The 24,535-nt window shown below is 55.3% G+C and carries 26 protein-coding genes; 11 read left to right on the forward strand and 15 right to left on the reverse strand.

The window, feature by feature from the left end:
* Nucleotides 1–70 precede the first annotated feature (70 nt).
* The 7 genes from pabC (at nucleotide 71) to M2367_RS06155 (ending at nucleotide 6,166) form a co-directional block, all read left to right on the forward strand.
* Entirely contained in the window at nucleotides 71–877 is an 807-nt protein-coding gene (gene pabC / locus M2367_RS06125; protein ID WP_224430432.1) for an aminodeoxychorismate lyase, read from the forward strand.
* The gene (gene mltG, locus M2367_RS06130) at nucleotides 867–1,868 is read left to right on the forward strand and encodes an endolytic transglycosylase MltG (protein ID WP_259236137.1); all 1,002 of its coding nucleotides are present in this window, start codon (nucleotides 867–869) and stop codon (nucleotides 1,866–1,868) included. Before pabC ends, mltG begins: the two co-directional genes overlap by 11 nt.
* The gene (gene tmk, locus M2367_RS06135) at nucleotides 1,868–2,494 is read left to right on the forward strand and encodes a dTMP kinase (RefSeq protein ID WP_042042485.1); all 627 of its coding nucleotides are present in this window, start codon (nucleotides 1,868–1,870) and stop codon (nucleotides 2,492–2,494) included. Before mltG ends, tmk begins: the two co-directional genes overlap by 1 nt.
* Nucleotides 2,479–3,426 carry a DNA polymerase III subunit delta' gene (holB, locus tag M2367_RS06140; protein WP_259236138.1) on the forward strand — a complete coding sequence of 316 codons (948 nt, stop codon included), beginning with the start codon at nucleotides 2,479–2,481 and terminating at the stop codon, nucleotides 3,424–3,426. Before tmk ends, holB begins: the two co-directional genes overlap by 16 nt.
* A 16-nt stretch (nucleotides 3,427–3,442) precedes the next feature.
* Entirely contained in the window at nucleotides 3,443–4,222 is a 780-nt protein-coding gene (locus M2367_RS06145) for a TatD family hydrolase (protein WP_259236139.1), read from the forward strand.
* A 426-nt stretch (nucleotides 4,223–4,648) separates the two neighbouring features.
* Complete coding sequence (locus tag M2367_RS06150) at nucleotides 4,649–5,590, forward strand: site-specific integrase (protein ID WP_259236224.1); 942 nt, start codon at nucleotides 4,649–4,651, stop codon at nucleotides 5,588–5,590.
* A gap of 291 nt (nucleotides 5,591–5,881) precedes the next feature.
* A complete protein-coding gene (locus M2367_RS06155; protein ID WP_259236140.1) occupies nucleotides 5,882–6,166 on the forward strand; it encodes a RepB family protein in 285 nt (94 codons plus the stop codon).
* 204 nt (nucleotides 6,167–6,370) lie between these two features.
* On the opposite strand, the gene rsmF is transcribed toward M2367_RS06155, so the two are convergent.
* The 4 genes from rsmF to M2367_RS06175 all read right to left on the reverse strand — a co-directional run bounded on the left by rsmF (nucleotide 6,371) and on the right by M2367_RS06175 (nucleotide 11,866).
* Nucleotides 6,371–7,807 carry a 16S rRNA (cytosine(1407)-C(5))-methyltransferase RsmF gene (rsmF, locus tag M2367_RS06160; RefSeq protein WP_259236141.1) on the reverse strand — a complete coding sequence of 479 codons (1,437 nt, stop codon included), beginning with the start codon at nucleotides 7,805–7,807 and terminating at the stop codon, nucleotides 6,371–6,373.
* A gap of 168 nt (nucleotides 7,808–7,975) precedes the next feature.
* Complete coding sequence (locus M2367_RS06165) at nucleotides 7,976–10,528, reverse strand: MlaD family protein (RefSeq protein WP_259236142.1); 2,553 nt, start codon at nucleotides 10,526–10,528, stop codon at nucleotides 7,976–7,978.
* A gap of 51 nt (nucleotides 10,529–10,579) precedes the next feature.
* Nucleotides 10,580–11,182 carry a paraquat-inducible protein A gene (locus M2367_RS06170; protein WP_224432905.1) on the reverse strand — a complete coding sequence of 201 codons (603 nt, stop codon included), beginning with the start codon at nucleotides 11,180–11,182 and terminating at the stop codon, nucleotides 10,580–10,582.
* Between the two features lie 45 nt (nucleotides 11,183–11,227).
* Nucleotides 11,228–11,866: a paraquat-inducible protein A gene (locus M2367_RS06175; protein WP_042042476.1), complete on the reverse strand. Its 639-nt coding sequence runs from the start codon at nucleotides 11,864–11,866 to the stop codon at nucleotides 11,228–11,230.
* Between the two features lie 430 nt (nucleotides 11,867–12,296).
* On the opposite strand from M2367_RS06175, the gene M2367_RS06180 reads away from it, so the two are divergent.
* The 4 genes from M2367_RS06180 to M2367_RS06195 all read left to right on the forward strand — a co-directional run bounded on the left by M2367_RS06180 (nucleotide 12,297) and on the right by M2367_RS06195 (nucleotide 17,053).
* Nucleotides 12,297–12,587, forward strand: a complete 291-nt coding sequence (locus M2367_RS06180) for a YebG family protein (protein ID WP_224432904.1) — start codon at nucleotides 12,297–12,299, stop codon at nucleotides 12,585–12,587.
* A 496-nt stretch (nucleotides 12,588–13,083) separates the two neighbouring features.
* The gene (locus M2367_RS06185; protein ID WP_259236225.1) at nucleotides 13,084–14,340 is read left to right on the forward strand and encodes a site-specific integrase; all 1,257 of its coding nucleotides are present in this window, start codon (nucleotides 13,084–13,086) and stop codon (nucleotides 14,338–14,340) included.
* 831 nt (nucleotides 14,341–15,171) lie between these two features.
* Nucleotides 15,172–15,522 (forward strand): hypothetical protein, encoded by a 351-nt coding sequence (locus M2367_RS06190; RefSeq protein WP_259236143.1) that lies wholly within the window; start codon nucleotides 15,172–15,174, stop codon nucleotides 15,520–15,522.
* Nucleotides 15,523–16,012: 490 nt separating this feature from the next.
* Complete coding sequence (locus M2367_RS06195) at nucleotides 16,013–17,053, forward strand: IS481 family transposase (RefSeq protein ID WP_259236144.1); 1,041 nt, start codon at nucleotides 16,013–16,015, stop codon at nucleotides 17,051–17,053.
* Between the two features lie 211 nt (nucleotides 17,054–17,264).
* On the opposite strand, the gene M2367_RS06200 is transcribed toward M2367_RS06195, so the two are convergent.
* The 11 genes from M2367_RS06200 to M2367_RS06250 all read right to left on the reverse strand — a co-directional run bounded on the left by M2367_RS06200 (nucleotide 17,265) and on the right by M2367_RS06250 (nucleotide 24,523).
* On the reverse strand, nucleotides 17,265–17,561 hold the full coding sequence (locus M2367_RS06200; protein ID WP_259236145.1) for a hypothetical protein: 297 nt from the start codon (nucleotides 17,559–17,561) through the stop codon (nucleotides 17,265–17,267).
* Nucleotides 17,562–17,847: 286 nt separating this feature from the next.
* Complete coding sequence (locus M2367_RS06205; protein WP_259236146.1) at nucleotides 17,848–18,399, reverse strand: hypothetical protein; 552 nt, start codon at nucleotides 18,397–18,399, stop codon at nucleotides 17,848–17,850.
* Nucleotides 18,400–18,736: 337 nt separating this feature from the next.
* Nucleotides 18,737–18,976 carry a hypothetical protein gene (locus M2367_RS06210; protein WP_259236147.1) on the reverse strand — a complete coding sequence of 80 codons (240 nt, stop codon included), beginning with the start codon at nucleotides 18,974–18,976 and terminating at the stop codon, nucleotides 18,737–18,739.
* A 93-nt stretch (nucleotides 18,977–19,069) separates the two neighbouring features.
* On the reverse strand, nucleotides 19,070–20,272 hold the full coding sequence (locus M2367_RS06215; protein WP_259236148.1) for a zonular occludens toxin family protein: 1,203 nt from the start codon (nucleotides 20,270–20,272) through the stop codon (nucleotides 19,070–19,072).
* A 3-nt stretch (nucleotides 20,273–20,275) separates the two neighbouring features.
* Complete coding sequence (locus M2367_RS06220) at nucleotides 20,276–20,590, reverse strand: DUF2523 family protein (RefSeq protein WP_259236149.1); 315 nt, start codon at nucleotides 20,588–20,590, stop codon at nucleotides 20,276–20,278.
* Between the two features lie 2 nt (nucleotides 20,591–20,592).
* Complete coding sequence (locus tag M2367_RS06225) at nucleotides 20,593–21,837, reverse strand: hypothetical protein (protein WP_259236150.1); 1,245 nt, start codon at nucleotides 21,835–21,837, stop codon at nucleotides 20,593–20,595.
* A 114-nt stretch (nucleotides 21,838–21,951) separates the two neighbouring features.
* Nucleotides 21,952–22,167: a major coat protein gene (locus M2367_RS06230; RefSeq protein WP_310504052.1), complete on the reverse strand. Its 216-nt coding sequence runs from the start codon at nucleotides 22,165–22,167 to the stop codon at nucleotides 21,952–21,954.
* A gap of 4 nt (nucleotides 22,168–22,171) precedes the next feature.
* Nucleotides 22,172–22,405, reverse strand: coding sequence for a hypothetical protein (locus M2367_RS06235; RefSeq protein WP_259236151.1), 234 nt, complete (start codon nucleotides 22,403–22,405; stop codon nucleotides 22,172–22,174).
* 63 nt (nucleotides 22,406–22,468) lie between these two features.
* Nucleotides 22,469–22,789 carry a hypothetical protein gene (locus M2367_RS06240; protein ID WP_259236152.1) on the reverse strand — a complete coding sequence of 107 codons (321 nt, stop codon included), beginning with the start codon at nucleotides 22,787–22,789 and terminating at the stop codon, nucleotides 22,469–22,471.
* 26 nt (nucleotides 22,790–22,815) lie between these two features.
* The gene (locus tag M2367_RS06245; RefSeq protein WP_259236153.1) at nucleotides 22,816–24,285 is read right to left on the reverse strand and encodes a replication initiation factor domain-containing protein; all 1,470 of its coding nucleotides are present in this window, start codon (nucleotides 24,283–24,285) and stop codon (nucleotides 22,816–22,818) included.
* On the reverse strand, nucleotides 24,272–24,523 hold the full coding sequence (locus M2367_RS06250) for a hypothetical protein (protein WP_259236154.1): 252 nt from the start codon (nucleotides 24,521–24,523) through the stop codon (nucleotides 24,272–24,274). The genes M2367_RS06245 and M2367_RS06250 overlap by 14 nt, the downstream gene beginning before the upstream one ends.
* Nucleotides 24,524–24,535: the final 12 nt, after the last annotated feature.

A 24,535-nucleotide genomic window follows, 5' to 3' on the forward strand; every position in this document is an offset into this window, starting at 1 on the left:
CGCGCCAGGGCAATATTCAATAGGCCCGATACGATTTCGTATCGGGCCTTTTTTATCGGAGGGATCCCGCTTGCTCATCAATGGTGTGTCCGACACGTTAATATCGGCCCGGGATCGGGGTCTGGCCTATGGGGATGGTCACTTTACGACTCTGCTGATCCGGGAGGGCAGGGCGTTGGCCTGGCCCGAGCACCTGGCCCGGTTGCAGCAAGGTTGTGAACGGCTCGCCATCACAGCTCCTGATTGGCACCAGCTTGCGGCAGAACTCGACACCCTGATCGCCGATCAAGCCCTTGGGGTCGCCAAGATAGTGTTGACCCGGGGTGTAGGAGGGCGAGGTTACGATGGCACCGATTGCCATCAGACCACCCGTATCCTCTCGCTGTCCCCCTATCCTGACCACTATGCAGGCTGGCAACAGCAAGGGATCGCCATCGGCGTCTGCCAGCAGCGGATCGGCGACAGTCCGATGCTGGCGGGGCTCAAGACCCTCAACCGTCTGGAACAAGTGTTGCTCAAGAGCGAACTTGCCAAGCAAGGCGCGGTCGAAGGAATAGTATTGAATTGCCGGGGATTTCTGGTTGAGGGTGTCAGTGCCAATCTGTTCTGGCGCCGTGGCATGACGGTGTTCACACCGGATCTCAGTCATGGAGGGGTCGATGGCATTATGCGTCGCCTGGTGATGGCGGCCCTGCGCAAGATGGGCGTGGAACTGCGCATTGTCGAAGCACCGCTGGAATCCCTCTGGCAGGCTGAAGAGGTCTGGCTGACCAACACCCTGATGGGCGTGGTCCCCATTACCCGAATTGAACATAAAGAGTACAGCGCACCGCTGTTAGTGCGCCGTTTACAGGAGCGTTTGCTAATTGAAGTTTAAGCGGCTTTACACCCTGATCGCAGGAGCAGCCTTGACCGCCGCATGTGCTGGCGGTTACGTCTATTACAAATGGCAGCAGGTGGAGACCCTGGCCAACAAGGGGCCAACCAGGCTGTATACCGTCGAGAAAGGTTCCCATGCTGCCGGTCTCATCACCGAACTGGCCGAGGGAGAGGTCACTCCCTGGGCACTGCGGCTCTGGCTGCGTGGTCACCCTGAACTGGTGGCCATCAAGTCCGGTACCTACGAAATCAAGGAAGGGGAGTCCCTCAAGGAGACCCTCTCCCTGTTCGCCTCCGGTAAAGAATTTCACCTGAGCCTTACCTTCGTCGAAGGCTCCCGCTTCGAGGATTGGCAGAAGCAACTCGCCAGCGCCCCCTATCTGGAACGAGTCACCCTGGAGCAGGATGAGACCGAGCTGGCCCATGAGCTCGGCATCGACAATGGCAAACTGGAGGGGTGGTTCCTGCCGGAAACCTATGCCTATACGGTGCATGCCAGCGATCTCTCCGTGCTGCGCCGCGCGCACCAGGACATGGAGGCTGTCTTGCAACATGCCTGGGAGAAACGCCAGCCCAATCTGCCGTACAAGACCCCTTACGAGGCCTTGATCATGGCGTCGATCATCGAAAAAGAGACCGGGGTGCCGGAAGAGCGGGCGGAGATAGCGGGCGTCTTCGTCAACCGGCTGCGTCTTGGCATGAAGTTGCAGACCGATCCGACCGTGATCTACGGGGTCAAGGATCGCTATGACGGCAACATTCGCCGCAGCGATCTCACCGATGTGAATCCTTATAACACCTATGTGATCGATGGCCTGCCACCGACCCCCATTGCCATGCCGGGCAAGGCCTCCATCGAGGCGGCCCTCAATCCCAAGGCGAGCGACTATCTCTATTTCGTCGCCAAGGGGGGCGGCGCCCATTACTTCTCCAAGAGCCTCGAAGAGCATAATCAAGCGGTTCGCCAATACATTTTGAAGAAATCCTGATGTCCAAATTTATCGTGATCGAAGGTCTGGAAGGGGCGGGCAAGAGCTCCGCCGTCCGCTATGTGACCGACTACCTCAAGCGCCACGGAGCAGGGCAGATCGAATCTACCCGCGAGCCTGGCGGTACGCCGCTGGCCGAACGGATGCGGGCCATTGTCAAAGAGATCCATGACGAGCGCTTGACCATCGAAGCTGAGTTACTGCTGATGTATGCCTCCCGGGTGCAACTGGTCGAGACGCGCATCAAGCCGGCCCTGGCCGATGGCATCTGGGTGGTGGGAGACAGGCACGATCTCTCCTCCCAGGCTTACCAGGGCGGGGGCCGCGGCATCGCGGCAAGCCTTATCAAGGCCATCAAGCAGGCGGTCCTCGGTGACTTCAAGCCGGACCTGACCCTCTACCTCGACATAGATCCGGCTCTGGGTCTGCAGCGAGCCCGCCATCGCGGCGAGTTGGATCGCATCGAACTGGAGCAGATCGGTTTCTTCGAGCGCACCCGGGCTCGCTATCTGGAACTGGCCGCCGAGGATCCCAGCATCTTGGTGATCGATGCCAGCCAGACCCCGGACAAGGTAAAAGCCTCTATCGAGGCGGCCCTGGATGCCCGTCTATGTATCCCTGGCTGATCCCCCATTGGCGGGCGCTGAGCCAGAGCGCCGAGGCTGGCCGGTTGGGTCATGCCTGGTTGCTGCAAGGGGATGCCGGGCTTGGCAAGGAGCAGCTGGCGGATCGGCTGGCCCGCTTGCATCTGTGTCATCAACCCCAAGGGGGCGAACCCTGCGATCATTGTCACTCCTGCCAACTGATCGACAAGGGTAATCACCCGGATCTGGGGGCCCTGCCGAGCGAGAGCAAGACCATTGGGGTGGATGCGGTTCGGGAGTTGAGTGCACGGTTGCAGCGCTCCGCACAATTGGGTCATGGCAAGGTGGTGATCATTCCAGACGCCGAGCGGATGACGGAGGCGGCAGCCAATGCCTTGCTCAAAACCCTGGAAGAACCCGCCGGCGACAGCTTGCTGCTGTTGATTGCCTCGCAAGTATCCCGCCTGCTGCCGACCATTCGCAGCCGTTGCCACAAGCATGTCTGCCACATCCCCCCGGAAGCCGACACCCTCAACTGGCTGGCCGAGCAAGGTCATCAAGGGACCCTGGCCCAGGTGCGGATCTGCCAGGGTGCCCCGCTGCGGGTACTCCATTACCTGGAGCAGGATCAGGACAAGGCGCGCCAGGAGTTGCTCGGCGGCTTCGTGCAGCTCGTACAGGAGCCGACCAGAATAAGCGGGCTCTGCAGCCAGTTGAGCCAAGATACCCAGGTCAGGTTGCACTGGTTACAGCTGCTGCTGTGTGATGCGCTCAAGACTCAGGGGGGCTGTGGCCATCAGCAGCTGGCGATGCCGGATCTGGCCACCTTCAGTCACGAGCTTGCCGAGCGCCACTCCAGCGAACAGTTGCTCGATGCCGAGCAGCGACTGGTCGAACTCAAAGCGGCCTGTCAACCGGGGCAGTTATCCAACCCGACCATACATTTGATGAACTGGCTCAGCCATTGGCTGTGAACAGAGGAAAGTATTGATGTTACTCGTAGATTCCCATTGCCACCTGGACAGGTTGAGCTATGGCAGCAAGCAGACTGACTTGGCCGATGTGCTGGCCAAGGCAGCGGCCCGCCAAGTTGGGTACTTCCTGTGTGTCAGCGTGACCCAGCAGCAATTTCCCGGCATGTTGGTAGCCATTGCACCCTATCCACAGGTATTTGCCTCTTGCGGCGTACACCCTCTCAATCAGGATCCCGGCGTCGACGGCCCCTTGCTGCTAGAGCAGGCCAGGGATCCCCGGGTGGTTGCTATCGGCGAGACGGGGCTCGATTACTTCTACAGCCCTGAGAACAAAGAGGTGCAGCAAGCCTCTTTTCGGGAGCACATTCGCGTCGCGCGCGCCCTCAATAAACCGCTGATCATCCATACCCGTGATGCCCAGGATGATACGTTGCGCATCATGCGCGAAGAGGGGGCCGACTCGGTGGGCGGCGTACTGCACTGTTTCACCGAGTCCCTTGAAATGGCCGAGGCCGCCATGGCCATGGGGTTTTATATTTCCATCTCGGGGATAGTGACCTTCAAGAGTGCGGCGGCTCTGCAAGAGGTGGTCAAGGCACTGCCGCTTGAGCGGTTATTGGTCGAGACGGATTCGCCCTATCTGGCGCCAGTACCGCACAGGGGGAGGGAGAATGAACCTGCCTTCGTGGTCGAGGTGGCTCAGTTTATTGCCGACCTGCGCCAGATCCCCCTGTTGGAACTGGCCCAGGTGACCAGTCGCAACTTCTTCGCGCTTTTCTCCCTGGCAAAAGCCTGACCAGCAGGCCCCAACTATCGGGGCCTGTTTCTTCAAATACCAGCTACATTGTCACAGATTGAAGAGCGAATAGCGGGTCGTTATCTCTCACTTACTGTTGAACTATCCCGCAATTCAATATCAATAGCTGCCATCGCCCTGACCATCAGGGGGAAAACGGGCATATACCAAAGGTCACTTCGTGGTCGCATCAATGATGAAATGGGGCTGAGTGATACCATGGAGTTGCCCTCATTAATCACTTCCCATGAGTATCGATAATATTCATTATCGATACTTGATGATGTTGGAAGATCCTGTAAGATCCCTGAAACTTCACATGAAATCATATGGTTATCAGTGACCTCTTCTCTTTTGCCAACGGCAGCTCCCCAGGGATTACAATCCGTCTTCGATACTCGGCTCAACAGTCGGGCACGCCGCTTCCTGCGCAGCGCCAAGGCCGAAACCACCCTCAACGCCTATCAGGCAGACACCCGTATCTTCGTGTACTGGTGCCAGTTGCAGGGGCTGGATCCCTTGGCCACGACGCATCTGGACATCATGAACTTCCTGGCGGATCAGGCTGATGGCGTATTGGCGCACTGGGTCTGGCTCGACAAGGAGCGGGGCAGGGGAGAACTGCGTAATGGTGAACCGAGAAAACCCGCGACCCTGGTTCGACGGCTGGCCGGTATTCGGTATGCTTTTCGTCAGAAGGGGATAGAGCCCATGCCGACCGAACACAGCGAAATCAAGGAGATGATGCGTGGCATAGTACGGCTTGGGGATACCCGGAAACGTAAAACCGGTGCCCTGACCCTGCAACCATTGGCACAAGTGCTGGACTCCATCGACACCTCCACCCTGGCCGGTTTGCGGGATCACACCCTGCTGCTGCTGATGTTCAGCGGGGCATTGCGCCGTTCGGAAGCGGCCAGGGTAGCGGTTGACGATCTCGATTTCGTTGGTCAGGGGGTGAGGCTGCGGCTCAAACCCAGCAAACATCAGTTGCACGAAACCGAGATAGCCTTGATCCCGGGTCAGCAATATTGCCCCGTCAGGGCTTTGCGCCACTGGCTGGTGATGAGTGGTATCCAGCAGGGAGCACTGTTTCGGCGCATGACTCGCTGGGGGCAGCTCATGCAGGAACCACTGGGTCCGCAAGGCATCAATCTGATGATCAAGCGGCGTACCGGCATGGCCATCGATGATCTCTATGTCAGTGGCCACAGCCTGAGGCGGGGTTTTATCACCTCTGCCGTGACCGCGGGCAAACCCATGAACAAGATCATTGAGGTCACCAGGCACAAGGACATGCGCACCCTGCAGGAGTACTTCGACGATGCCAACAAGTTCTCTGATCATGCCCTGCAAGGGTTGCTCTGAATCTTTACATGGTCACTTCGTGACGCCATTTGTTATGTTAAATAACCAGTGATAGTGAGATTGTTGTAACGGCATCTGGCAGGGGAGTCCATGGGGCAACCCACATTTTCCATCGGCACTTTTTTCTGATCCCCATAGCCCTTACTATCTGAGACCCAGGCAAAGAGATTGCAGCTCCCGGATTGAGGTCCAGCCACGCCTCTCCATGCATTGGCACGATCACCGGAGCGCATGAAAGCAGTAGCCGGAAGTGAGAGATAACATTTACGTTTTTGGAGTTTAAACCTACCCATGACCACACCAGTGAATCACCAAGATAAGCAGGCTGAGCCCCTGGATAATGCCCAGCGTCAGCGTCAACATGTGAAGCGAAAGCAGGAGACCCATAGCCGCCTGCAATGCTGGATCAGTCAACGCCATGCGGAGAGGCTGGCCGAACTCGGTGCGCGCCTCGAAGACAATCAAGCCTCACTGATAGAGCAGGCGATCGATCTGCTCTATCAACATGAGTCAGCCCCCGTGTCGGCCGAGATGCCCCATGTCGAGCTGGCCGAGTGTGAACCCGAGTCGGCTTGAAGGGACGATAAAAATAAGCATCGGGGTGATTGGCAGATCTCAAAGGGCAGAATAAAAAGAGCCAGGTACGAATTCCATGTACCTGGCATAGGGGAATTGGCTCTTTGCAGAGCCGTGCGCTAACTGGTCGCAGATAAAATAAAGCGTAGCCAAGGCAGATGGCTTTGCAAGATCTGGAAAAACTTTCAACCAGTGTGTAGGTTTTTAAGACTCAAACAGGTTTGCGTCACGCACCAGGTCTCGGGGCAGGGCATTCTTGATACGGCTGCCGACCCACTTGCCCAGTCCCAGGGCATAACCCTGATACCTCAGGATCACTTCACCCTGGCCGCTCTCGCCATCCGGATGCAGATCCCGGCCCATCATGAACTCCCGCGCCTGTTCGCTGTCGAGCTCGACCCACCCCTTGCTGGCCAGATGTCCCTGGGCCAGGGCCCATTCGTGAGTCAGTCGATATCCCTTCTTATGGGTCTGCGCCAACTTGAGGCCAATGCGATCCAGCCTGATCTTGTTCATCAGCCGGGGAGCGAAGGGCAGGGGGAACAGCCATATTTCGTCATCACGCACGAACAGGCTCCCCTGTGGGATCAGGCCATAATCGCGCTCCAGTTCGGCGATCAAGGTCTCGGCATCCCGACTGTCCATGGGCGTGAACGGGAACTTGCCCAGACGACCCGGCTTGAACATGGGGTTGGCGACCGAGTGATGCTTGCGCAATCTGGCAACGAAAAATCCTTCACTATCATATATTTGTGGCCAGACATGCAGGTACCCCTCGGCGGTGGTGGCCTGCTCTGCGCCGGGGAAAAGATCCGCCAGCGATTCAACGCTCAGGGCATCCCCGAAGCGCTCGCCCATGAAATGGCAGATATCCTGATTCTCTTCATGGCTGAGGGTACAGGTGGAGTAGACAATGACGCCCCCTGGTTTCAAGGCATGGAAGGCACTCTCGAGCAGGGTTCGTTGCACCTCGGCAATGTCGTTGATGCTGGCCAGACTCCAATTGCGAAACGCCTGATCGTCCTTGCGCACCGTGCCTTCCCCCGAACAGGGGGCATCGAGCAAGATGGCGTCGAAGGTCTCCGGCAACCACTGACCGAATACCTTGGCATCGAAGTGGCTGAGCCCGATGTTGCTCACCCCGCAGCGCTGAACATTGGCGGCCAGCACCTTGACCCGGCTGCTGGAAAACTCATTGGCCACCAACATGCCCCGGTTCTCCATCAGCGCCGATATTTGGGTACTCTTGGAGCCGGGGGCCGCCGCCGCGTCGAGTAGCAACTCCGCCTCCTTCACATCGGCCGCCGCAAAGAGTGCCGTTACCGGCAACATGGAGCTCGCCTCCTGGATATAGAAGAGTCCGAGCAAGTGTTCGGCCGTGTTACCCAGGGGCACCGTGTCTTCATCGGGGCGGGTCAGCCAGAAGCCTGTCTCGCACCAGGGGACGGGATCGAGCAACCAGCCACGGCCCTGCATGCGGATCATGAAGGCATCTACCGTGATCTTGAGGGTATTGACCCGGATACTGCGGCGCAGTGGCCGGCGGCAGCTCGCCACGAACTCATCCATGGAGAGATGTTCGGGCATGATGGCGGCAATGTGAGTCAAAAACGCGTCAGGAAGTAGGGTATTGTCGTGCACTTGGCATCTCGCTGGCCCAAAAACAGGGGCGACATCATAGCACAAGTCGTGGCTGCAACCGAACGGCAGTGCCATGACGGCGATGCCATCACCTCGGCGATCAGGGCTACCCGCAGACCGCCAATAAAAAGCCCGGCACTGGGGCCGGGCTTGGATCCTGATAGCCGATCAGGGCAGGAGGCGGGGGCTCCAGCCTAGCCACTCTTCATCGGCCTTTTCATAGAGAGGGAAGCTCTGGCCGCTGCGCACGCGAGCCCCCACGTTCTTCTCGGGGGTCGTGAAGGCAATGCCGCCCGCCACCAGACTCTGCAGGGTCTCCACCTGGATGCTGCCACCGGTCAGCCCTATGTCGGCCTTGACCCCGGACACATTCCAGAAACGGCTGTTTTCCCGCACCAGATAGGCGTATTCCGGCTCGACCTGCACCTTGACCCTGACCTCGCTACCATCGGGGGCGAGTGCCACCTGGCTCACGCTGCCGACCACCATCTTGCGAAACAGCAGCGGGCTGCCAACCGCCAAGCCATTGAGGGCCGGGCTCTTGAGGGTCAACATCAGGCCGGATTGCAGGGACTCATTCAGGGGGAAGCTCTGCTTGCTCGCTCCCTGGCCTGGCGCCGCTTCGATAAAGGATCCCTTCACCAGGGTATCGAGATTGGCCACGCCACCAAAGCCCAACTTGGCCTGCACCAGGGTAAAGCTGGCGCCAGATTGCAGGAAGCGGTCGGCATATTGTGCCTCGAGCTGAGCCTGGAAAATGACCTTGCCCAGGGCCGGATCCAATTTGACCGAGGCAATTTTGCCGATGTTGACCCCGCGATAGCGAATGACGGAGCCAGCCCCGAGCCCGGGATTGCGATCGGCTATCAGGGCGAGAGGGCGCACCAGGGCCTGAGCCTGTTCCCTGTCTTCAAACAGCTGGCCATTGCCACGGGTTGCGGGAGAATTCGCAAACTCTATGCCGCCACGCAGCAGGGTGGCCAAATTGCCCGCCTTGATCCGCACGCCATCCAGGCCGATATGGGTGTCGATGGCCGCTTTTTTCCAGAACTGGGTCTGGTTGCCGATGAGGGGGGCATAGATGGCGTCTATCTCAAGGCCTATGCGCACCTCGCCCTCACGGACCTTGAGCTGACTCACCTTGCCCGCCTGCAAGCCCAGATAGAGCACAGGGGTGCCGAGGGAGATGCCATCGGCCTGGCTGGCCGTCAACCACCAGGTCTTGGCCTTGGCCTTGGGTGAGCCGAGCAGAGCCAGTTGCTCATCCGGATAGAGCAGATCAATGCGCGGTCCCTGACTCGCCTGCACCAGCTTGATACCGCCGGCGAGCCAGCTGGCGGCTGGGCTGGTCTCCACCTTGATGCCACTGAGATCGGCCTGGATCTGCAAGGGCGCGGCCCGGTAGAAACGGGCACGATTGAGCAGCCCCTTGTATGGCTCCTCTATGGTCAGTTTGACTTGGGCATTGCCGCTGGCATCCAGGGTGAGGGTGCGAATGTTGCCCACCGTCAACCCTTTGTACCAGACGGGAGCCCCTTCGCTCAGACCGGACAAGTCGTCGGTTTTGAGGGTCAGCGCCTGGCCACTGGGCGCCTTCTCGGCGCTCAATAGCAAGGTCCTGGCCCTGGGACCTGCCACATAATCGAGGCGGATGGCCGGGCCCGCCAGCAGGCGGTCACCATGTTCAAGCCCTGCCAGTGACAGATTGACGCTCTCCCACACCAGACGGCTGGACTGAGTGATGCGAAACGCCTGCTCCGGGCTTATCAGGGCGCTGACTTCCCGACCATGATCGGTCAGACGAATGGGATCGACTCGGCCAATCTCTATTCCCTCATAGAGGATGGGCATCCCCTCTTTGACCGGCAGATCGCCCACCGACAAGGTGATGCGCTCGCCCCGGGCCGCCTCGGCCAGCCCCTTGTAGAGGCTGAAGGTCTGACCGCGCTCAGCCTGGGGGGAGTCCGAGGGGGAGTCGAAGGCAATGCCGCCACTCAGGATGGAGGAGAGGCTGCCCGCCTCGACACTGACGCCAGCCAGGCTGAAGTTGCCCTTGATGCCACTGATGTTCCAGAAACGGGTATCGGCCTTGATCAGGTGCTCGAAGCGCGGCTCGATGACCACATCCAGCACAACCTGCTTGTCTCCCTCATCGAGGCGGGTATTGATGACGCTGCCCACTTCCAGACCGCGGAAATAGAGCTTGGCACCAATGCCGACTGAACCGAGGGAATCGGCGCTCAGGTGCAGGGTGCGTCCCTGAGCCTGATAGCCCGGGGGAGGGCCGTCGAGGGCATCGAACTCGTCATCGGGAGGATTGCTCTCCTTGCCCGGCATGACATTGATGTAATTACCCGATACCAGGGTATCGAGTCCCGAGATCTCGGTCAGTGACGCCTTGGGGCTCACCAGCCAGAAGCCGGTGCCTTTGCGCATCAGCTCCCGTGCCCGGCTGTCGATTTTGGCAAGCACCGTTATCTTGCGGCCATCCTCGGCCAGGGCCAGCTCCTGCACCACGCCAATGGCGACCCCTTGATAACGCAGTTGGGTTTTGCCCGGCAAAATACCGTTGCCCTGCTCAAAGTTGACACGGATGAGCTGACCACTGCTCTGATACTGCTGATAGAGAAATCCCCCCGCCAGCAAGAGCGCGATGAAGGGCAGCAACCAGACCGGTGATAACCAGCGATGTTTCTTGATGACGGGTTCAGCCCCGACCATACCGACTCCTTATGGGCCGCAATGACGACCATCCAACGAAAAACTGACCCATCAACGCGCCGCCTTGTCCCACAGCAGCCGGGTATCCAGCATGCGGGCCGACAACATGGTGAGCAAGACAACACAGGCAAAGGCGGTGGCCCCCGGGCCTGCCCGCACATTGAGCAGCACGCCGCGATCGACCAGGGCAACCATGAGCGAGATGACAAACAAGTCCAACATGGACCAGCGGCCAATGAAATCGATGATGCGATACATCACCAACTGACGACGACGGCGCACCGGTTTCTTGCGCTGCAACTGCCAGCAGATCCAGCCCAGCCCCAGGATCTTCATGATGGGCACGATGATGCTGGCGGTGAGCACTATGGTGGCGATGCCGGACATCTTACTGCGATAGAGGGCCATGATACCGCTGAAAATGGTGTCCGATTGCAATAACCCCTTATTGTAGAAGTGGGTAATGGGCAGGAGGTTGGCCGGCAACAGCATAAAGGTCGCCAAGGCCAGCAATCCCCATGACCAGAGCAGGGAGTATGGGGTGCGCACATGCAGGGCACTGTGGCAACGGGGGCAGAGATGACCCGCCTCGAAGCGCACCAGCAGTCCGCAGTGGTGGCAGCGGCACATGCCGAGTTCACGGGCGCTGGTCATCGCTCCCCCTCGGCACAAAACTGCCTGGCAGGCATGCCCACGAATTCAAGGCTCCCCATCATGCTTGACCTCAGTGCGGGGCTTATCGAGCTCGACTTTTTCCCAGTAAGGGGCGGGATTGAACAGGATCAGCAGCGTCATGTTGAGCAACATCAGGATAAACAGGCTGAGCAGGCCACCGCCCAGGCGCACATCCGCGATGTCGATCAGCTTGAACAGCGCCACCAACAGGCTGACCAGATAGACCTCCAGCATGGCCCAGTGACGAAACACCGCCACCGCTTTGAGGGTCGGGGAAATGGTGCCAAGCCGTGTGGCCAGCCCGGAGGCGAGGGCAAAGATGCCGACCAGCAGCCCGGTCGGCGCCAGCACAGCGCACCAGAACACCAGGGATGCAACCAGATACTCATTGGCCTGCCAGAGCATATGAATGCCCCGCAGCAGGGTCGCCTGGGAGTTTTCGCCAGCGAGTCGCAAATAGAGCAGGGGTTCGAAAAATGCCGAGGGCAGCAGCAGCAACCCTGTGATGCTAAGCGCCATCAACTGGGAGGGACGAAACGCATAGCGACCATACAGATGCTGATGGCAACGGGGGCAATGGGCGTGACGGCGCAGCGGCAATAACTTACGTTCGATCAGCAAGTCACAGGCCGGACAGACGATCAGGTTATTGGGATCCGACATACGTTTTAACCTGTTGAAGGAGTTGGTGAAATTTACCCTAAAACCGGGTTGCTGTCTTGCCTGTCACATCAGTGCCACGAAAGTACCATCAAGGTCAGCCCACAGGACTCCGCAGATAATCGAAGCCAACACAGGAAAGGAGCCATGATAGCCAGCCCATCCCTTCGGCCGAGAGCTCCGTGCCAGTCCCAATAATGTTGAGCTGGCGCCCATGGCCAACCCCATGACGCTGCGGTTCACCTCTCCTTGCTGGTGGACAGATGGTGGACAGATGCCGTTGACGCTTTACGTCGGCTGAACCGGTGCAGGAGAGGGGTTTTTGAATCCAGGCTTTCCCCCCATTGACTCAATGAAGGCGCTTTTGGAAAGTCATGTTGCACCACTGTATATTCATACATATACTTTCCCTACCATCGATGAGGAGAAGACCATGGCCGTTGAGATCAAATACGTTGTCACACGTGGGGGAGTAGAGAAGATGACCTTTGCCAGCAAGAAGGAGGCCGATGCCTATGACAAGCTGCTCGATACCGCGGACGAGCTGATGTCACTGCTGGGGGACGCACCGATTGCACTCGATACCGCCCAGCAGGAGAGTCTGGCTTTCTACCTGGCCGAACAGCGTGACCTGCTGCAGAACATATTGCGCGGCGGCAAGGCCCAGCCAGTCGTGGCGAAAGAGGAGAAGAGCAAGGAGAAGCCGCTCAAGAGCGTCGCCTGACAGGATGGGGGGAGGGGGATGCTCATCTTGTCCCCCGCTACCCGCTCGAGAAGCGGCCCGCTTCCTCTCTCTTTTGCTTAACGCCCCTGCCGCTTAATGACTCACTCATTTGACTCGCTGCCATGTCACACCCAGTAGCCAACCGGCGGGAAAGTCACCGGTGGCGAGCAGTAAACACTGAGCCACCCTTCGGCCAGGACGGGAGTGTCCTCCCTCATGCCGCCGAACCAGGCCGCTCACCCATGACGATCAGCACGCGGCCGTCCTGTGGCAGCCAGTCCGCCCATTCGCAACCGTGAATATGCACACCATTGCATTTATCATCATTTTTAAAACTATTTACCCCGAGAATTTTCTAACCAAGGCGCATTTATAATCACCAAGTTGCATATCAGTGGCAGTCTGCTTCGCAGAAGCGGCTGTTCAGCGAGGGTTGGTTGTATTTCCGCTTCATTCAGGCAAAGACATGCAGATACCGATCCCACTCCCACCCGCCATGCCCCTGTTCGACGGGCTCGCCTATCTGGAGGCGGGTAATGCCCAGGTAAATCTCCACCTGGCTCAGCTCAGTCTCAACCAGATGCCAGATGCGGGCCTCGTCTACGAGCTTGCCGTCGACTGGCTGCTCGAACAGCGTCACAGTGAAAACAACTACAAGACCTATCGCAGCGAGCTCACCACCTTCCTGCACTGGTGCTTCAGCGAGCTTGCCGTCAGTCCGAAGGATCTGACCCGCCGCATCATGATGCGCTATCTCGACTACTGTCAGGCGCCGCCCCAAGCCCTGATCGCCTATCGCAATGTGGCGCAGTTTGTCAGCGACAAGGAGTGGGGGGAGCGGTTGCCCAATCCTCAATGGCGCCCCTTTCTCGGTAAACGTGAACTGGGCCGCGAGTTGCCTTACCGCCTGAGCGAGCAGGCCATGAAGACCAAACTCGCCATCCTGTCGGCCTTCTTCCAGTTCCTCATCCAGGAGGAGTACATGGAGAGAAATCCGGCCCTGCTGCTGCAGCGGGTCAAGCGTCCCACATCCTGCGATGCTGGCGAGCAGGCTCAGGCATTCAGCGAGTTGCAATGGTCCTATGTGATGCAGGCCGTCGATAAATTGGCCCAAGAGCAGCCCGATCAACACGAACGGACCCGCTTTCTGATCTGCCTGATGTATGCCTGCTATCTGCGAATTTCTGAAGTCGCGGCCCGGCCCGGCTTCACCCCGGTCATGAGCCAGTTTCGACGGGATACCAAGACGGGGGTCTGGGGTTACTTTATTCCCCGCAGCAAGGGTGGAAAACGGCGCACCGTGGCCGTCTCCCAGGCACTGCTTGAGGCTCTGACTCGCTATCGGCGCTTCCTGGGCCTGAGCCCTCTGCCCACTCCCGACGAGCAGATACCGCTCTTTGTGCGCCACAAGGCCGCCGCCCATGGCCGCGAACAGGGCGAGCTCAATGCCAACCTCGGCATTCGCCAGCTGCGCGATCTGGTCGATGCACTCATAGGCGCGGCGGCCGACTTGGCCGAAAATGATGGGTTTGCCCAAGATAGCGCCGAAATGCGCGTACTGACCGCGCACTCCATTCGCCATACCGGCATCACCCATGACATCAATCTCAATGGACGGCCTCTCTCCCATGTGCAAGCCGACGCGGGCCACGACAGCATAGATACCACCTCCAAATATTTGCATACCGCCAACAGTGAGCGCCATGAGAGCGCGGTGAGCAAGCAGCTCGACCGCCTGCAAGGTGACAAGTAGGGATGCACACAGCCGTGAGAGATAACCATTTCAAGCAATGGATACTGCAGAGCATGATGCCATGAGTGCAGATGATGAGATGGGTAGGGCGAACAGAGATGTCCGGCTGAGCGGTATTCGGTTTAGACGAGCCGTGGCAGGGAAGAGTAGCCACCTCCATCCTTTACCCTGAAAAATAGGCTCAAGGGTTTCGATGACTGGGGAAGGGGTAGCGCCACAGCGCCTCACAGGTCTTAGCCCCCCAGGTAGTAATACGGGGGGAATTCAATCCTCACATGCTCAACTCAGCCACGGGGCAGGGGTGTTATCTCTAACTTGTTGAAAAAACTATCATCAGTGGCTTGTGTTTTGAGCAGTAGCCCCAAGCTCCGTAGGGAGCATATCGCTCATTTTAGGGGTATCTAATCCATGGCTATTTACAGAAACTACTACGTCAACAACACCGCTCAGCCAACCGGCGAACATGAAGTTCACCATGATGAGTGCGCTTATTTCTCCAGCATTAAAAGCAAGCAGCTCGTGGGAGCCTATTCCACATGTACTGAAGCGGTAGCCAAGGCTCGCCTGTTCTACACGAATGTAGACGGGTGTAAGTACTGCTCACCGGCCTGCCACAAGCGTTGATTCCGATAAATCCAGTTATCGGCGTTAAAGATCAAGGGGGCCTATAAGGCCCTTTTTTGTCATCTAGGGAAAATAATAAGTCTTTTAAATTCAGTTACTTATTCAGGTTGCAGATGTATAAGTAGAGAAGCTCATCAAGTGCTTGCTCTCTGATGTAGCAAACCCGTGCTCGATTAACCAATGTTCACTTACCCCAAGGATTCAGCCATGACCCGTTCCTATAACAGCCAATATGGTGACACGCTAGACGTTCCTTTTGGTGATACGTGCCAGAACTTCAGCATTCTTCCGAAATACCCGTCATTAGGTCTCTTTACATTGAAGATCATTGCTCCTGCAGAGCTTCAAGACACGCTGATTCGGTTTTTTAAGGAGGCAGAAAAGGACCGCTGCTGCGTGACAGCAACTCATGATCTTGATGGAACGAGCCTCGAACTCACTGTTATCGATCACCAGGTGAAAGCATGTGCTGAGGGCCGAAGATTCGAACTCATAGCTACAATGAAAGACCGTGATGACCGAAAATACAGCTCAGCTATTCAATCCAAACAACTTTGAACAACCATCTAGCCAACCTAGGAGCTTCCGGCCCCTTTGTTCTGCCCCTAACACTGACTGCGCATAATGCTCGGTTTTGTTAAATGCCCATCTGAAACCTGCCGATAAGCCAGCCCACGCAATTTTGCTGGTTTATCAGGTATTTAGTTGGATGGAACGAGAGTTGACCAAAAACTTCATTTTTCGCTGGTTTGAATGCGGTTTATCCGCGGAAGAGGTGGCAAATCTATGTTTCGTTTCTGTGAGGCAGGTCACATATTGGGATAAGGGTAAAGAGATCCCACCTGTCTATCGACGGCTAATGCGCATGGCATCTGGACGAGAACTGCCGACAATCTGCAAGGACTGGCAAGGCTGGCGGATGAAGAATGACTGTCTTGTCTGTATGGAGATGGTATTCACCTGACAGTTGCCCACAAAAGGGAGTGGTCATACGGCTTCAAACCGGATAACAAAACGGTACCCCTACCGTGTTATCTGGAGTCACCGTATGACCACCAACGAGAAAGTAGCACGCCGTAAACTCAGCCTGCTAGAGCTCGCCAAAGAGCTCAATAACGTCAGTAAAGCCTGCAAGCTCATCGGCTACAGCCGCCAGCAGTTCTACGAGATCCGCCGTAATTACCAGACCTATGGCGCCGAGGGGTTGCTCGATAAGTTACCCGGCTGCAAAGGGGCTCATCCCAACCGGGTCGCTCCCGAGATTGAACAAGCCATCCTCGACTACTCGCTAACGAACCCTACTTACGGCCCGCTTCGGGTCGCGCAGGAGCTCGCCCTGCAAGGCATCAATGTCAGTGCGGGCGGTGTGCGTGGCGTATGGCAGCGTCACGATTTGCTCTCCAAACATGACCGTTTGTTGCGTCTCGAGAAAACCCATCGGGAACAGACGATTGAGCTCAATGACGAGCAAATTCGCCTGCTCGAGCGTTTCAGCCCCGAGTTTCGCGAGCGTCAGATAGAGGTCCACTACACCGGGGAGTTGGTGGCGGTCGACACCTTCTTCGTCGGCGCGCTCAAGGGGGTTGGCAAGGTGTATCTGCAAACCGTGCTGGACTGCTACAGCCGCCACGCCTGGGGACGGCTCTACACCAGCAAGCTGCCGGTGACCTCGGTTCATGTGCTCAATGAAACGGTACTGCCGTTCTTCGAAGCCCATGAGGCACGGGTCTATACCATCCTGTCGGACAACGGGCGCGAGTTCTGCGGGCGCCCTGACCATCATCCCTACGAGCTGTTTCTGCAACTGGAGGGGATTGAACACCGGACCACCAAAGTACGCAGGCCGCAGAGCAACGGCTTTATCGAGCGGCTGCACCGGACACTGTTGGATGAACATTTCCGTATCAAGGGGAGGACGACCTGGTATGAGTCGGTGGGGCAGATGCAGACAGACCTGGATAGCTATCTGGAGCAGTACAACACCAAGCGGCCTCATCAGGGCCGAATGATGGAAGGGCAGACGCCCTACAGCATGTTCAAGAAGGGACTGAAATTGATACCGAAGGAAGTACGCGATAACGTAGCGTAAACAAGACACCGGTTTGAGGCCGGTGTCAGGTGAGAACTAGATCTGTACATCTTGTCGCACCTAATGGCGTGATGTTCGATAGAAGAAGGATCGAGGCGATGGCCATCATCCAGGCTGACCTATCTGAGAAGCAGAAGGAAGCCTTCTACTGGCGGAAGAAGCTAGGCATCAACTAGACAGGGGAGGGGGCTAAAGCCCCCTCATTTATAGGTCACTCAACAGACACAGCGGTAACTTGATGTCGTAGCAGGTACTGTTTCTCGTACTTAGTCAGCTCATCAGCATGCTTATAGACACCAGGTACAGGCGGCACACTGAAGAGACGCTGAGGCTGTTGATCTTGAAAATTGGCAGCTACAAGACCGATTACATTACCGTCATGAGTCAAGGCCCACGCGGCTAAACGATACATAACAAAGTCACCATTCTGCTGTGCAGTTTCATGTCTAAAATGCCAGCCATCTGCAGGCATGATCTGCTTGTAACCTTGCTCATTATTGTTACTCATCCCAATTCCCTCATCTCTGTCTTAGTGTGGTTGTAGTTGATCTGACAGATATTGGGGTTTCCATCCGAGAATCAACCCCTTAAGTGAGAACAGCGCAGGTAGTGGGCAGTACCTCCTTGGTCAGCAGAAAGTTTTGATAAATCCTAACCAGGTACACTGCAGAACAGCACAAACCACTAAAGATGTGATCCTGGGGGTCAGGAGGCTCTGTGCAAAGAATTCCCCCCGTATTACTACACGGGGGGCTAGGCGAACATCGAGCCAAGCACAAGGAAACGATATATGTCTAATTAAGGATCTCGTCTAAAGCACCACCAATGTTATTGTTTACTTTTAGCAACAAATCTGTCGCATTTGGTATTTTAACACCACACACTTGGCTTTCATCTACATGACCTCCCTCTTCATCGAAGCCATCAATGATTTCATTAACATCTTTGATGGTGTCGCAACCATCTTTTACATCAAGAGCTGTACTCATTACGATAAACCCAATACCGATATAAGGTGTAGATTCAGCCACCAATCCCCCTAGATCGACAGAAATATTTCTGGCTGTTCTAATAGCTATCCTTCTCGATATCTTTGTTATTTTCGCAGCCCGAATCTTAACGTTCTTGTTGTAAATATTTAACTTTTTATTTTTATCAAGAAGGATTTTGTTTTTTGCTTCTAACGATTTTAGATTGCTACTAGGGCTATTCGAAAGTAAGTCCTGAAACGGTAATTTCCCTAACAGTTCAGAAGACAGTGAATGATAAGTTGAATTAGTAATGAGAAGAATATTGCTTACGATGAGAGAGAGAAATGATATGGATATAAGGGATTTCTTTAACATAAAATAACTACCTTATCTACCTAGTGGCGCACACAGCATAATCGCAATTTCATTAATTATCGATCGTGATCAAGATCAAGCTCCCCTCTTCAAACGTTGTCCCGCTAGAAGCGCTTTACTCCCTCAGAACCGGAACGCCTCAAGAGCCGGTTTTGCAGGGAAGGGGGTATTGCAGCGGGGATGCTCAATGTCGTGAATCACCCCAGGGAGGCGGACACCTGGGGGCATAGGTCCTCGGGACGCAAGCGCCCTGCGGCAGGGCGTTTATCATGGTTCGCGCAGCTCACCATATGCTGATGGGCTGCGGCAGCTTATAGGCGTTCAAGCCCCCTGGAAGTCAGCGGCCATTCATGAGGCGAGCGGCAGCAGCGCGAGCGCGACGTTTTGCCCGGCAGCGGCATTGCCACTTTGTCTCCAGCTCGATGCCATAGCTCGCAAAGAGCCAGAGTAGGGGAGGCAGCGAAAACAGTGCCACCAGGGCAACACAGGCCCAACGAACCTCGGCTGAATAGCTGGGGTTGCTCGCAAGGGCTACCAGGATGGCAATATCGAGGCAAATAACGAAGAAGATAAACAAGAAATACCCCCTACAACCCCTAATAGGGATCGCCATTTAACATAAGAAATACCATATCGCAGTCACCGAATTTATGTCCGGGCATCATTATTGTTATGTCCGGTCATCGCTAGGAGCCTCATTATTTTTGCCGCCGGCGAAGAGGGCAGCATTGACCCGCTTACGCAGTGCATCGCCGTCAGGGTCGCAATACACATCCACTGGTTGTCCCTGGTACTGAATAACGGCATGACAAGCCGTCATAGGCTTCAAATCGACAAAGTATTGCGGCCACTCCTCGGCATAGATGGCTTGCTCGTCATCCCCCTTGCGCAGGGCAAAGCAATACTCGACGTTATAGACCTCTCGATCACTCTTGGTCAGAACATGGCAGTTGATAATCAACCGATACCCAGCAAACGGCCCTACAGAAAGAACCCCACCACCAGACGCAACAGGAACGCCGCTAGGACGTACATCAGGATTGGCCTGATCACCCACCGCAGCAGAAGCCGAAACAGCGGGAGAAGCGGTTTGAGGGGCATTGCGAGGAGGGTCAATATAGCGAGGCTTGATGAAGCCAAAGAAGAAACAGCCTCCCATAATCGCCAGAAAAAATAGAATTTTAGGATCTCGAAACAGCGAGCTACCCGCGATTGTATCCGAGACCTTACCGGTTGTAGTCGAGTCATAAAGTTTGAAAACATGTTTGGGCACCTTATTAAAGGGTTTTGCCTGGAGAACGTCATTAGCACTAGAGCCGGAGTTATCAGCAAGGTGAAGAACGGTCTTATAACGGCCACCAATACCCAGTAGCCCCATATTGGTATGACGAATGGCCGTTTCGGCAGCGGCCCGGATTACCTGGTGAACCTTTTTGATGTTCGGGGTCGTTAATACAAAGTCCCAGTTATGATGACGGTGCATATCAAAGGCCACGTCGATTGTTTCCGGTCTGCCATCAGCTTGAGCCGCAATAGTGCCGCCTGGATAATCAAGCCGGTCTAAATCGGTCTGCCGCCAGGAAGGCGGAAATACCCGTTGCACCTCATCGACCAGGAAGAATGCCCCTTTAGGTGCCCAGTGATAGAAGCGGGCCAAATGATCACGGCCCGTCTGGGATTCCGTCTCGACGTAAAGCACCTCAAAGCCATCAGGCACGGCCTTACCTAGCACCTCTCGGCAACGTTCAGCAGTGAAGCCACGCACGTTGGTGATGATGTAGCGGCCTTCCTTGATGGCAGGGATCACATCGGTATGGATCGCGCCTGAGGACTTATACGACCCAGGTGCCCCGTGGTGGATCTTGATAGACATACATCACCACCCCATCATATTAAGCAGAAAGCGGGTAACGAAAGCCTGGGTCATAATCGCCAACCCCTTATCCAATTGCACATATAATAAAATCCCCTTCATCATGGGTGGCAGGGAATTGAATGCGCTTGATATAAATTCACTGAATTGGATGTTAATCAGGATTTCCCTGGCAATGTCCCAAGAAAAAGAGAGCATGAACAGCTTAAACTCAAGCCATGAAACAGCCATCTTAACGGCAAACCAAGCGGCAAACTGCACCAAGAGCTGATATATATCTGAGAAGAAGTTATTAAAAAACTCACCCAACCATTCCATGACTATCTCCTAAAAATGATCATCAGCGCGACGATGTAAAACATAAACAAAAGCAAGGCGGCGAGCGTTCCCCAATAACCAGACGCATCAGGGCAAATGGAATACGTCTGACCATTGAAAGAGTACAGTTCAAAACACTTAGGAACCTCTGCGGTGCCAGAGAGGGAGTAATCGAATACCTTGGTTGCGTCTTCCTTTATTTCCTTGTACTTATCGGTAAGCTCTGCTTGCTTGTCTTTATATTCCTTCTCAACAGCAGCAATATCGAAATAGCAGTTAGTTCCCTGGCAAGTAGATTGATATTCTGACTTAGCCACTTCCAATGGGTTATTACTTGAACCTGGCATCTTTGAATAGTCAATATCATTCCCTTGACCCGTTCCACTGCCACCAGAAGAACCAGATTCAAGGATGTTTTTAATATCCATTAAATGACCATTAACGCCATTAGTGCCAAGCTGAGAAGTTATTGCAGCTAAATTTTGAGCGGAATTACTTGTAGAACGGTCAATATTTTGAATGCCACCAAAGTAATCTCTATCCATACGGCCAAACATTTCACCCAACTTTGAATCCCAATAGGGTTTACTCAGATCGCCATCACCAGAGCCCGTCGAATCCGCCGCGTCAGCCAATTTCTTTAAATGTACATTCGCAATTTCTAACTGAGGTTCAATACGAGATAAATAAAGATTAGTTCCTTCAATTCGACCGGATGTTTCCTTTATATAAGGCAGCACCTCATTAAGTCTATCATTAACGACAGACAATTCTAGTTGCGTCTTAAATGTACTGTCAGCAATATGATTGGAATAATCCTTCAAACCAGAAAGCATAGAATTAACACCCGCATACTGCTTACCTAAATTAGTGTTAATCTTTGAAAGGGTATAACCGACCGTCTGATAACCATAATGATTAAAATACTGCCAACCAGCAATATTACCGGCATCACCAGGAAGACTACCATCCCCGCCAGGACTGCCCCCAGTATCTCCGTCACCGTCACCGTCACCGCCCACAGAGCATTCAACGCCACTCGAATATATAGGCCCCATCGTACCCGTCGCAGGAGTCTCAACACAGACATCAGGGCACGCAACCTCACAGCCTCCCAGGGTAGAAGACTCCCATTTAACGCAATAAGGCAATGCCGTACCTATCGGCACATTTTGCAAATGGAGGCCAGCCGGACAGCTCGCAAACGCCCCCAGCGGCACCAGGAACAGCAAATAAAGGACTCTCACACGACCCCCATTAAAAAAGGCGACCGAAGCCGCCTTGTGTCATATCGAGAACGATGATCGATAGCCCTCGACAAAGAACAGAAACCAGAGTGTCCCAATGAGCAGGGACATTGGTCACACCTTGCGGAACAGGCTGATCAGCACACCGACACCGACGATCCCGGCGACAACCATCAGCACCAGGGGAGAGGTGGCATCCACATCGGCCTTGGCAGATTCCAGCGCCGCTTTGGCGGCATCCGCATTCGTACCCTCTGCGAACGCAGACGCTGACACAGAACCAGCTACAACGATGCAGCCATTACGGAACAGGGTATTGATCTTATTCATGCAACTATCCTCTTTTTGCACCTACGATGACACGGGCAATAGCGCCCAGTTTTAAACCTAAAGCCCAGATAATAATTCCAGAACCAAAGGCAAGGCTTACATCGGATATATCAAACTGAAACCAATTGGATATATCCGTTAATTTGGTGTGTTCCTGGAGCGTCAGAAGCACATATTGACAACTATCCGGTTGAGCGAGTTTGGTATATCCCTCAACGGTTATTTCTAAACAGAGCATGATATCACGCTCCCGTCGTCGGTCGCTGCGCGCCCTCGCTCCTCCTCCTTGAGCGCGGAGGGGTTAAAGGGGCTTCTTGCTGGCTTGGTACGCCACGACCACGTTGCGGGTCGGATTGCTGGGGTCGGCTTCCAGGACAAGATCCACGGCAACCAATTTAGGGCAGTCAGACAGCTCCTTAATGGTGGCGGCATCATTGCGCAGGGCCAACTGGCGAACCTCATAACCCCAGGAGGTGATATTACACTCAGGCTTGCTGACGTTATTTGCCGGAGCCAGATATTCGACCTGGGCAAAGTCATAAGGAACAGGCGAGCCAGATTTACGGGAAACGCCATAACCGTGAGTCACGCGAGTGACCAGAACACCGGACAGAATAGACATGTTATTACCTCGTTGAAGAACCTTATTTAGGTCGAAAATAGTGGCAACTCGTCCAAATCGGGAGGGAGCGGCATTGATAACCGCGCAGGAATATCATCTTTCCCTAAATGCGCTGTTAATTGGTTAACAATCTTCTCAGGGGACAGCCCCTCAACACTTGCTAACCAATTGACAAGGCGACCCGCCATCTTGGACATATTAAAAACGGCGTTATCCCTGGACGTTTTGAACTTATTTTTAAATGTGGTCACACGGACGGGCGTTATATCCCCTTCCTGGACAACGGCCAGCCATTTAGCAAACTGCGGATACATGCCCGCAAAATAGGGGTCTGGGTTTACCAGGACATCGAGCGGGATAACACGGTCTTTATTGTGTAATTCGCCCTCAGCGCGAACCCAGTGCGGGTGCTCGGCTGATTGCATCTGTTTACCCTTCTCATATATGCGGCAGCACTTGCCATTGATGCGGCTACCCACATATAAGCTGCACCCCTTGCTGGGCACCATGCCAAACCGCTTGGCGATACCCTTGGCAATCTCAGCAATGACGAACTCACCGGATTCTATCTTCATCCAGGACGGCGCTCGGCCCCGCTGCGGATGGAACTCGCCAGCCTCAGCGCCCGCAATCGCGCCCTGGTAAGTGATGTGTTCGCCGCTGTAATCATCCAGGGCCAGATCCACCCGAGTGATGCGCACCCCAGGAACGTGAGAGATAACATTGTGCAGAGCTTGGAAATCCAAGGCCGCACAACCCACCCCAGAGAAACTGACCATGCAACCATGGTTTGCCGCACCCCAGGCGAGCAGACCACAGGGGAGGCCATCACACAGCAAGTCTGCGGAATGGGAATAGCCGTGCAGACCAGAGCGACGAGCGCGCATGGTGAAACGAGGCGCAGGGATAGGGACGCCGATCTTCTGATTCAGCTCATGCAGCCACAGCTCTAACTCAGCGCAGCAGAGCGCATCCAGGAACTGGACGCCGTAGCTGTCGATCATGTCGTTGTAGGCTTCCCAATACTTGGCACCTGGCACCACCTCAAACTCGGAGAAGTTGAGCAGGGCAGAGCAGACCGCTTTGAGTTCCTTGCGCATGTCAGCCCGGGAGGTGTAACCGGAGCTAAGCGCCGTTTCCATCATCTGTGTCATGGACGGCGTGCACACAGGGGAGGGGGCCTTGATAGGTTGTGGCATAGCCGCGACCTTTTCGCAGAGTCGGGCGGTGACCTTGTCAAAGTGGGTGAGGGGATTGAACCCTGCCGGACGCTTCCACAGATAGCGCAGGCCCTCAACCGGCTTGGCAGAGAACGCCGCCTGGATAGTCTTGTTGTTCGTCTCGAAGCGAGGGATCGCCTTGAGCAGCGCACCTTGCTTGGCAAGGTCGGTCATCCGGCGCAATTCATCTGGTGCCCAGGTAAAGGACAGATAGTCGATCAGGGTCTTGTTGCCGATAACCCCATTTATCGGCATTACCGATTTATGACCAGTCATCGAAAAACACTCCCTGATCATAGAAGTCTTGCCATGTGTCCTCAGTCACCTCAACCAGCTCAAAGGCGGTATCGGGGTACGTCATTGACAGATAGATGCGCATCTCATGCAGATCGCGGAACATCTCGACCTGGCCCGCCACACATGCGGAAATGTCGCCGGTTGGCTCATCCTGCCAATAGACCTTGCGCTCATTGAGTGCAGGCAGATCGCTGTGTTGTGGGCTAGAGTGGGTCATGTGTAAGTCAGA

It is taken from the genome of Aeromonas sp. BIGb0445 (assembly GCF_024809075.1).
In the GTDB taxonomy this organism is placed as follows: Bacteria; Pseudomonadota; Gammaproteobacteria; order Enterobacterales; family Aeromonadaceae; genus Aeromonas; species Aeromonas rivuli.

Excerpts from the sequence above, each read along its gene's own strand:
- M2367_RS06180 (WP_224432904.1), top strand. The coding sequence starts at position 12,297 with ATGGCCGTTGAGATCAAATACGTTGTCACACGTGGGGGAGTAGAGAAG.
- tmk (WP_042042485.1), top strand. The coding sequence starts at position 1,868 with ATGTCCAAATTTATCGTGATCGAAGGTCTGGAAGGGGCGGGCAAGAGC.
- M2367_RS06215 (WP_259236148.1), bottom strand. The coding sequence starts at position 20,272 with ATGTCTATCAAGATCCACCACGGGGCACCTGGGTCGTATAAGTCCTCA.
- M2367_RS06145 (WP_259236139.1), top strand. The coding sequence starts at position 3,443 with ATGTTACTCGTAGATTCCCATTGCCACCTGGACAGGTTGAGCTATGGC.
- M2367_RS06220 (WP_259236149.1), bottom strand. The coding sequence starts at position 20,590 with ATGGAATGGTTGGGTGAGTTTTTTAATAACTTCTTCTCAGATATATAT.
- M2367_RS06185 (WP_259236225.1), top strand. The coding sequence starts at position 13,084 with ATGCCCCTGTTCGACGGGCTCGCCTATCTGGAGGCGGGTAATGCCCAG.
- M2367_RS06235 (WP_259236151.1), bottom strand. The coding sequence starts at position 22,405 with ATGCTCTGTTTAGAAATAACCGTTGAGGGATATACCAAACTCGCTCAA.
- M2367_RS06190 (WP_259236143.1), top strand. The coding sequence starts at position 15,172 with ATGACCCGTTCCTATAACAGCCAATATGGTGACACGCTAGACGTTCCT.
- M2367_RS06240 (WP_259236152.1), bottom strand. The coding sequence starts at position 22,789 with ATGTCTATTCTGTCCGGTGTTCTGGTCACTCGCGTGACTCACGGTTAT.
- M2367_RS06250 (WP_259236154.1), bottom strand. The coding sequence starts at position 24,523 with ATGACCCACTCTAGCCCACAACACAGCGATCTGCCTGCACTCAATGAG.
- M2367_RS06170 (WP_224432905.1), bottom strand. The coding sequence starts at position 11,182 with ATGACCAGCGCCCGTGAACTCGGCATGTGCCGCTGCCACCACTGCGGA.
- holB (WP_259236138.1), top strand. The coding sequence starts at position 2,479 with ATGTATCCCTGGCTGATCCCCCATTGGCGGGCGCTGAGCCAGAGCGCC.
- M2367_RS06205 (WP_259236146.1), bottom strand. The coding sequence starts at position 18,399 with ATGTTAAAGAAATCCCTTATATCCATATCATTTCTCTCTCTCATCGTA.
- M2367_RS06245 (WP_259236153.1), bottom strand. The coding sequence starts at position 24,285 with ATGACTGGTCATAAATCGGTAATGCCGATAAATGGGGTTATCGGCAAC.
- M2367_RS06175 (WP_042042476.1), bottom strand. The coding sequence starts at position 11,866 with ATGTCGGATCCCAATAACCTGATCGTCTGTCCGGCCTGTGACTTGCTG.
- M2367_RS06195 (WP_259236144.1), top strand. The coding sequence starts at position 16,013 with ATGACCACCAACGAGAAAGTAGCACGCCGTAAACTCAGCCTGCTAGAG.
- M2367_RS06165 (WP_259236142.1), bottom strand. The coding sequence starts at position 10,528 with ATGGTCGGGGCTGAACCCGTCATCAAGAAACATCGCTGGTTATCACCG.
- M2367_RS06200 (WP_259236145.1), bottom strand. The coding sequence starts at position 17,561 with ATGAGTAACAATAATGAGCAAGGTTACAAGCAGATCATGCCTGCAGAT.
- M2367_RS06230 (WP_310504052.1), bottom strand. The coding sequence starts at position 22,167 with ATGAATAAGATCAATACCCTGTTCCGTAATGGCTGCATCGTTGTAGCT.
- M2367_RS06155 (WP_259236140.1), top strand. The coding sequence starts at position 5,882 with ATGACCACACCAGTGAATCACCAAGATAAGCAGGCTGAGCCCCTGGAT.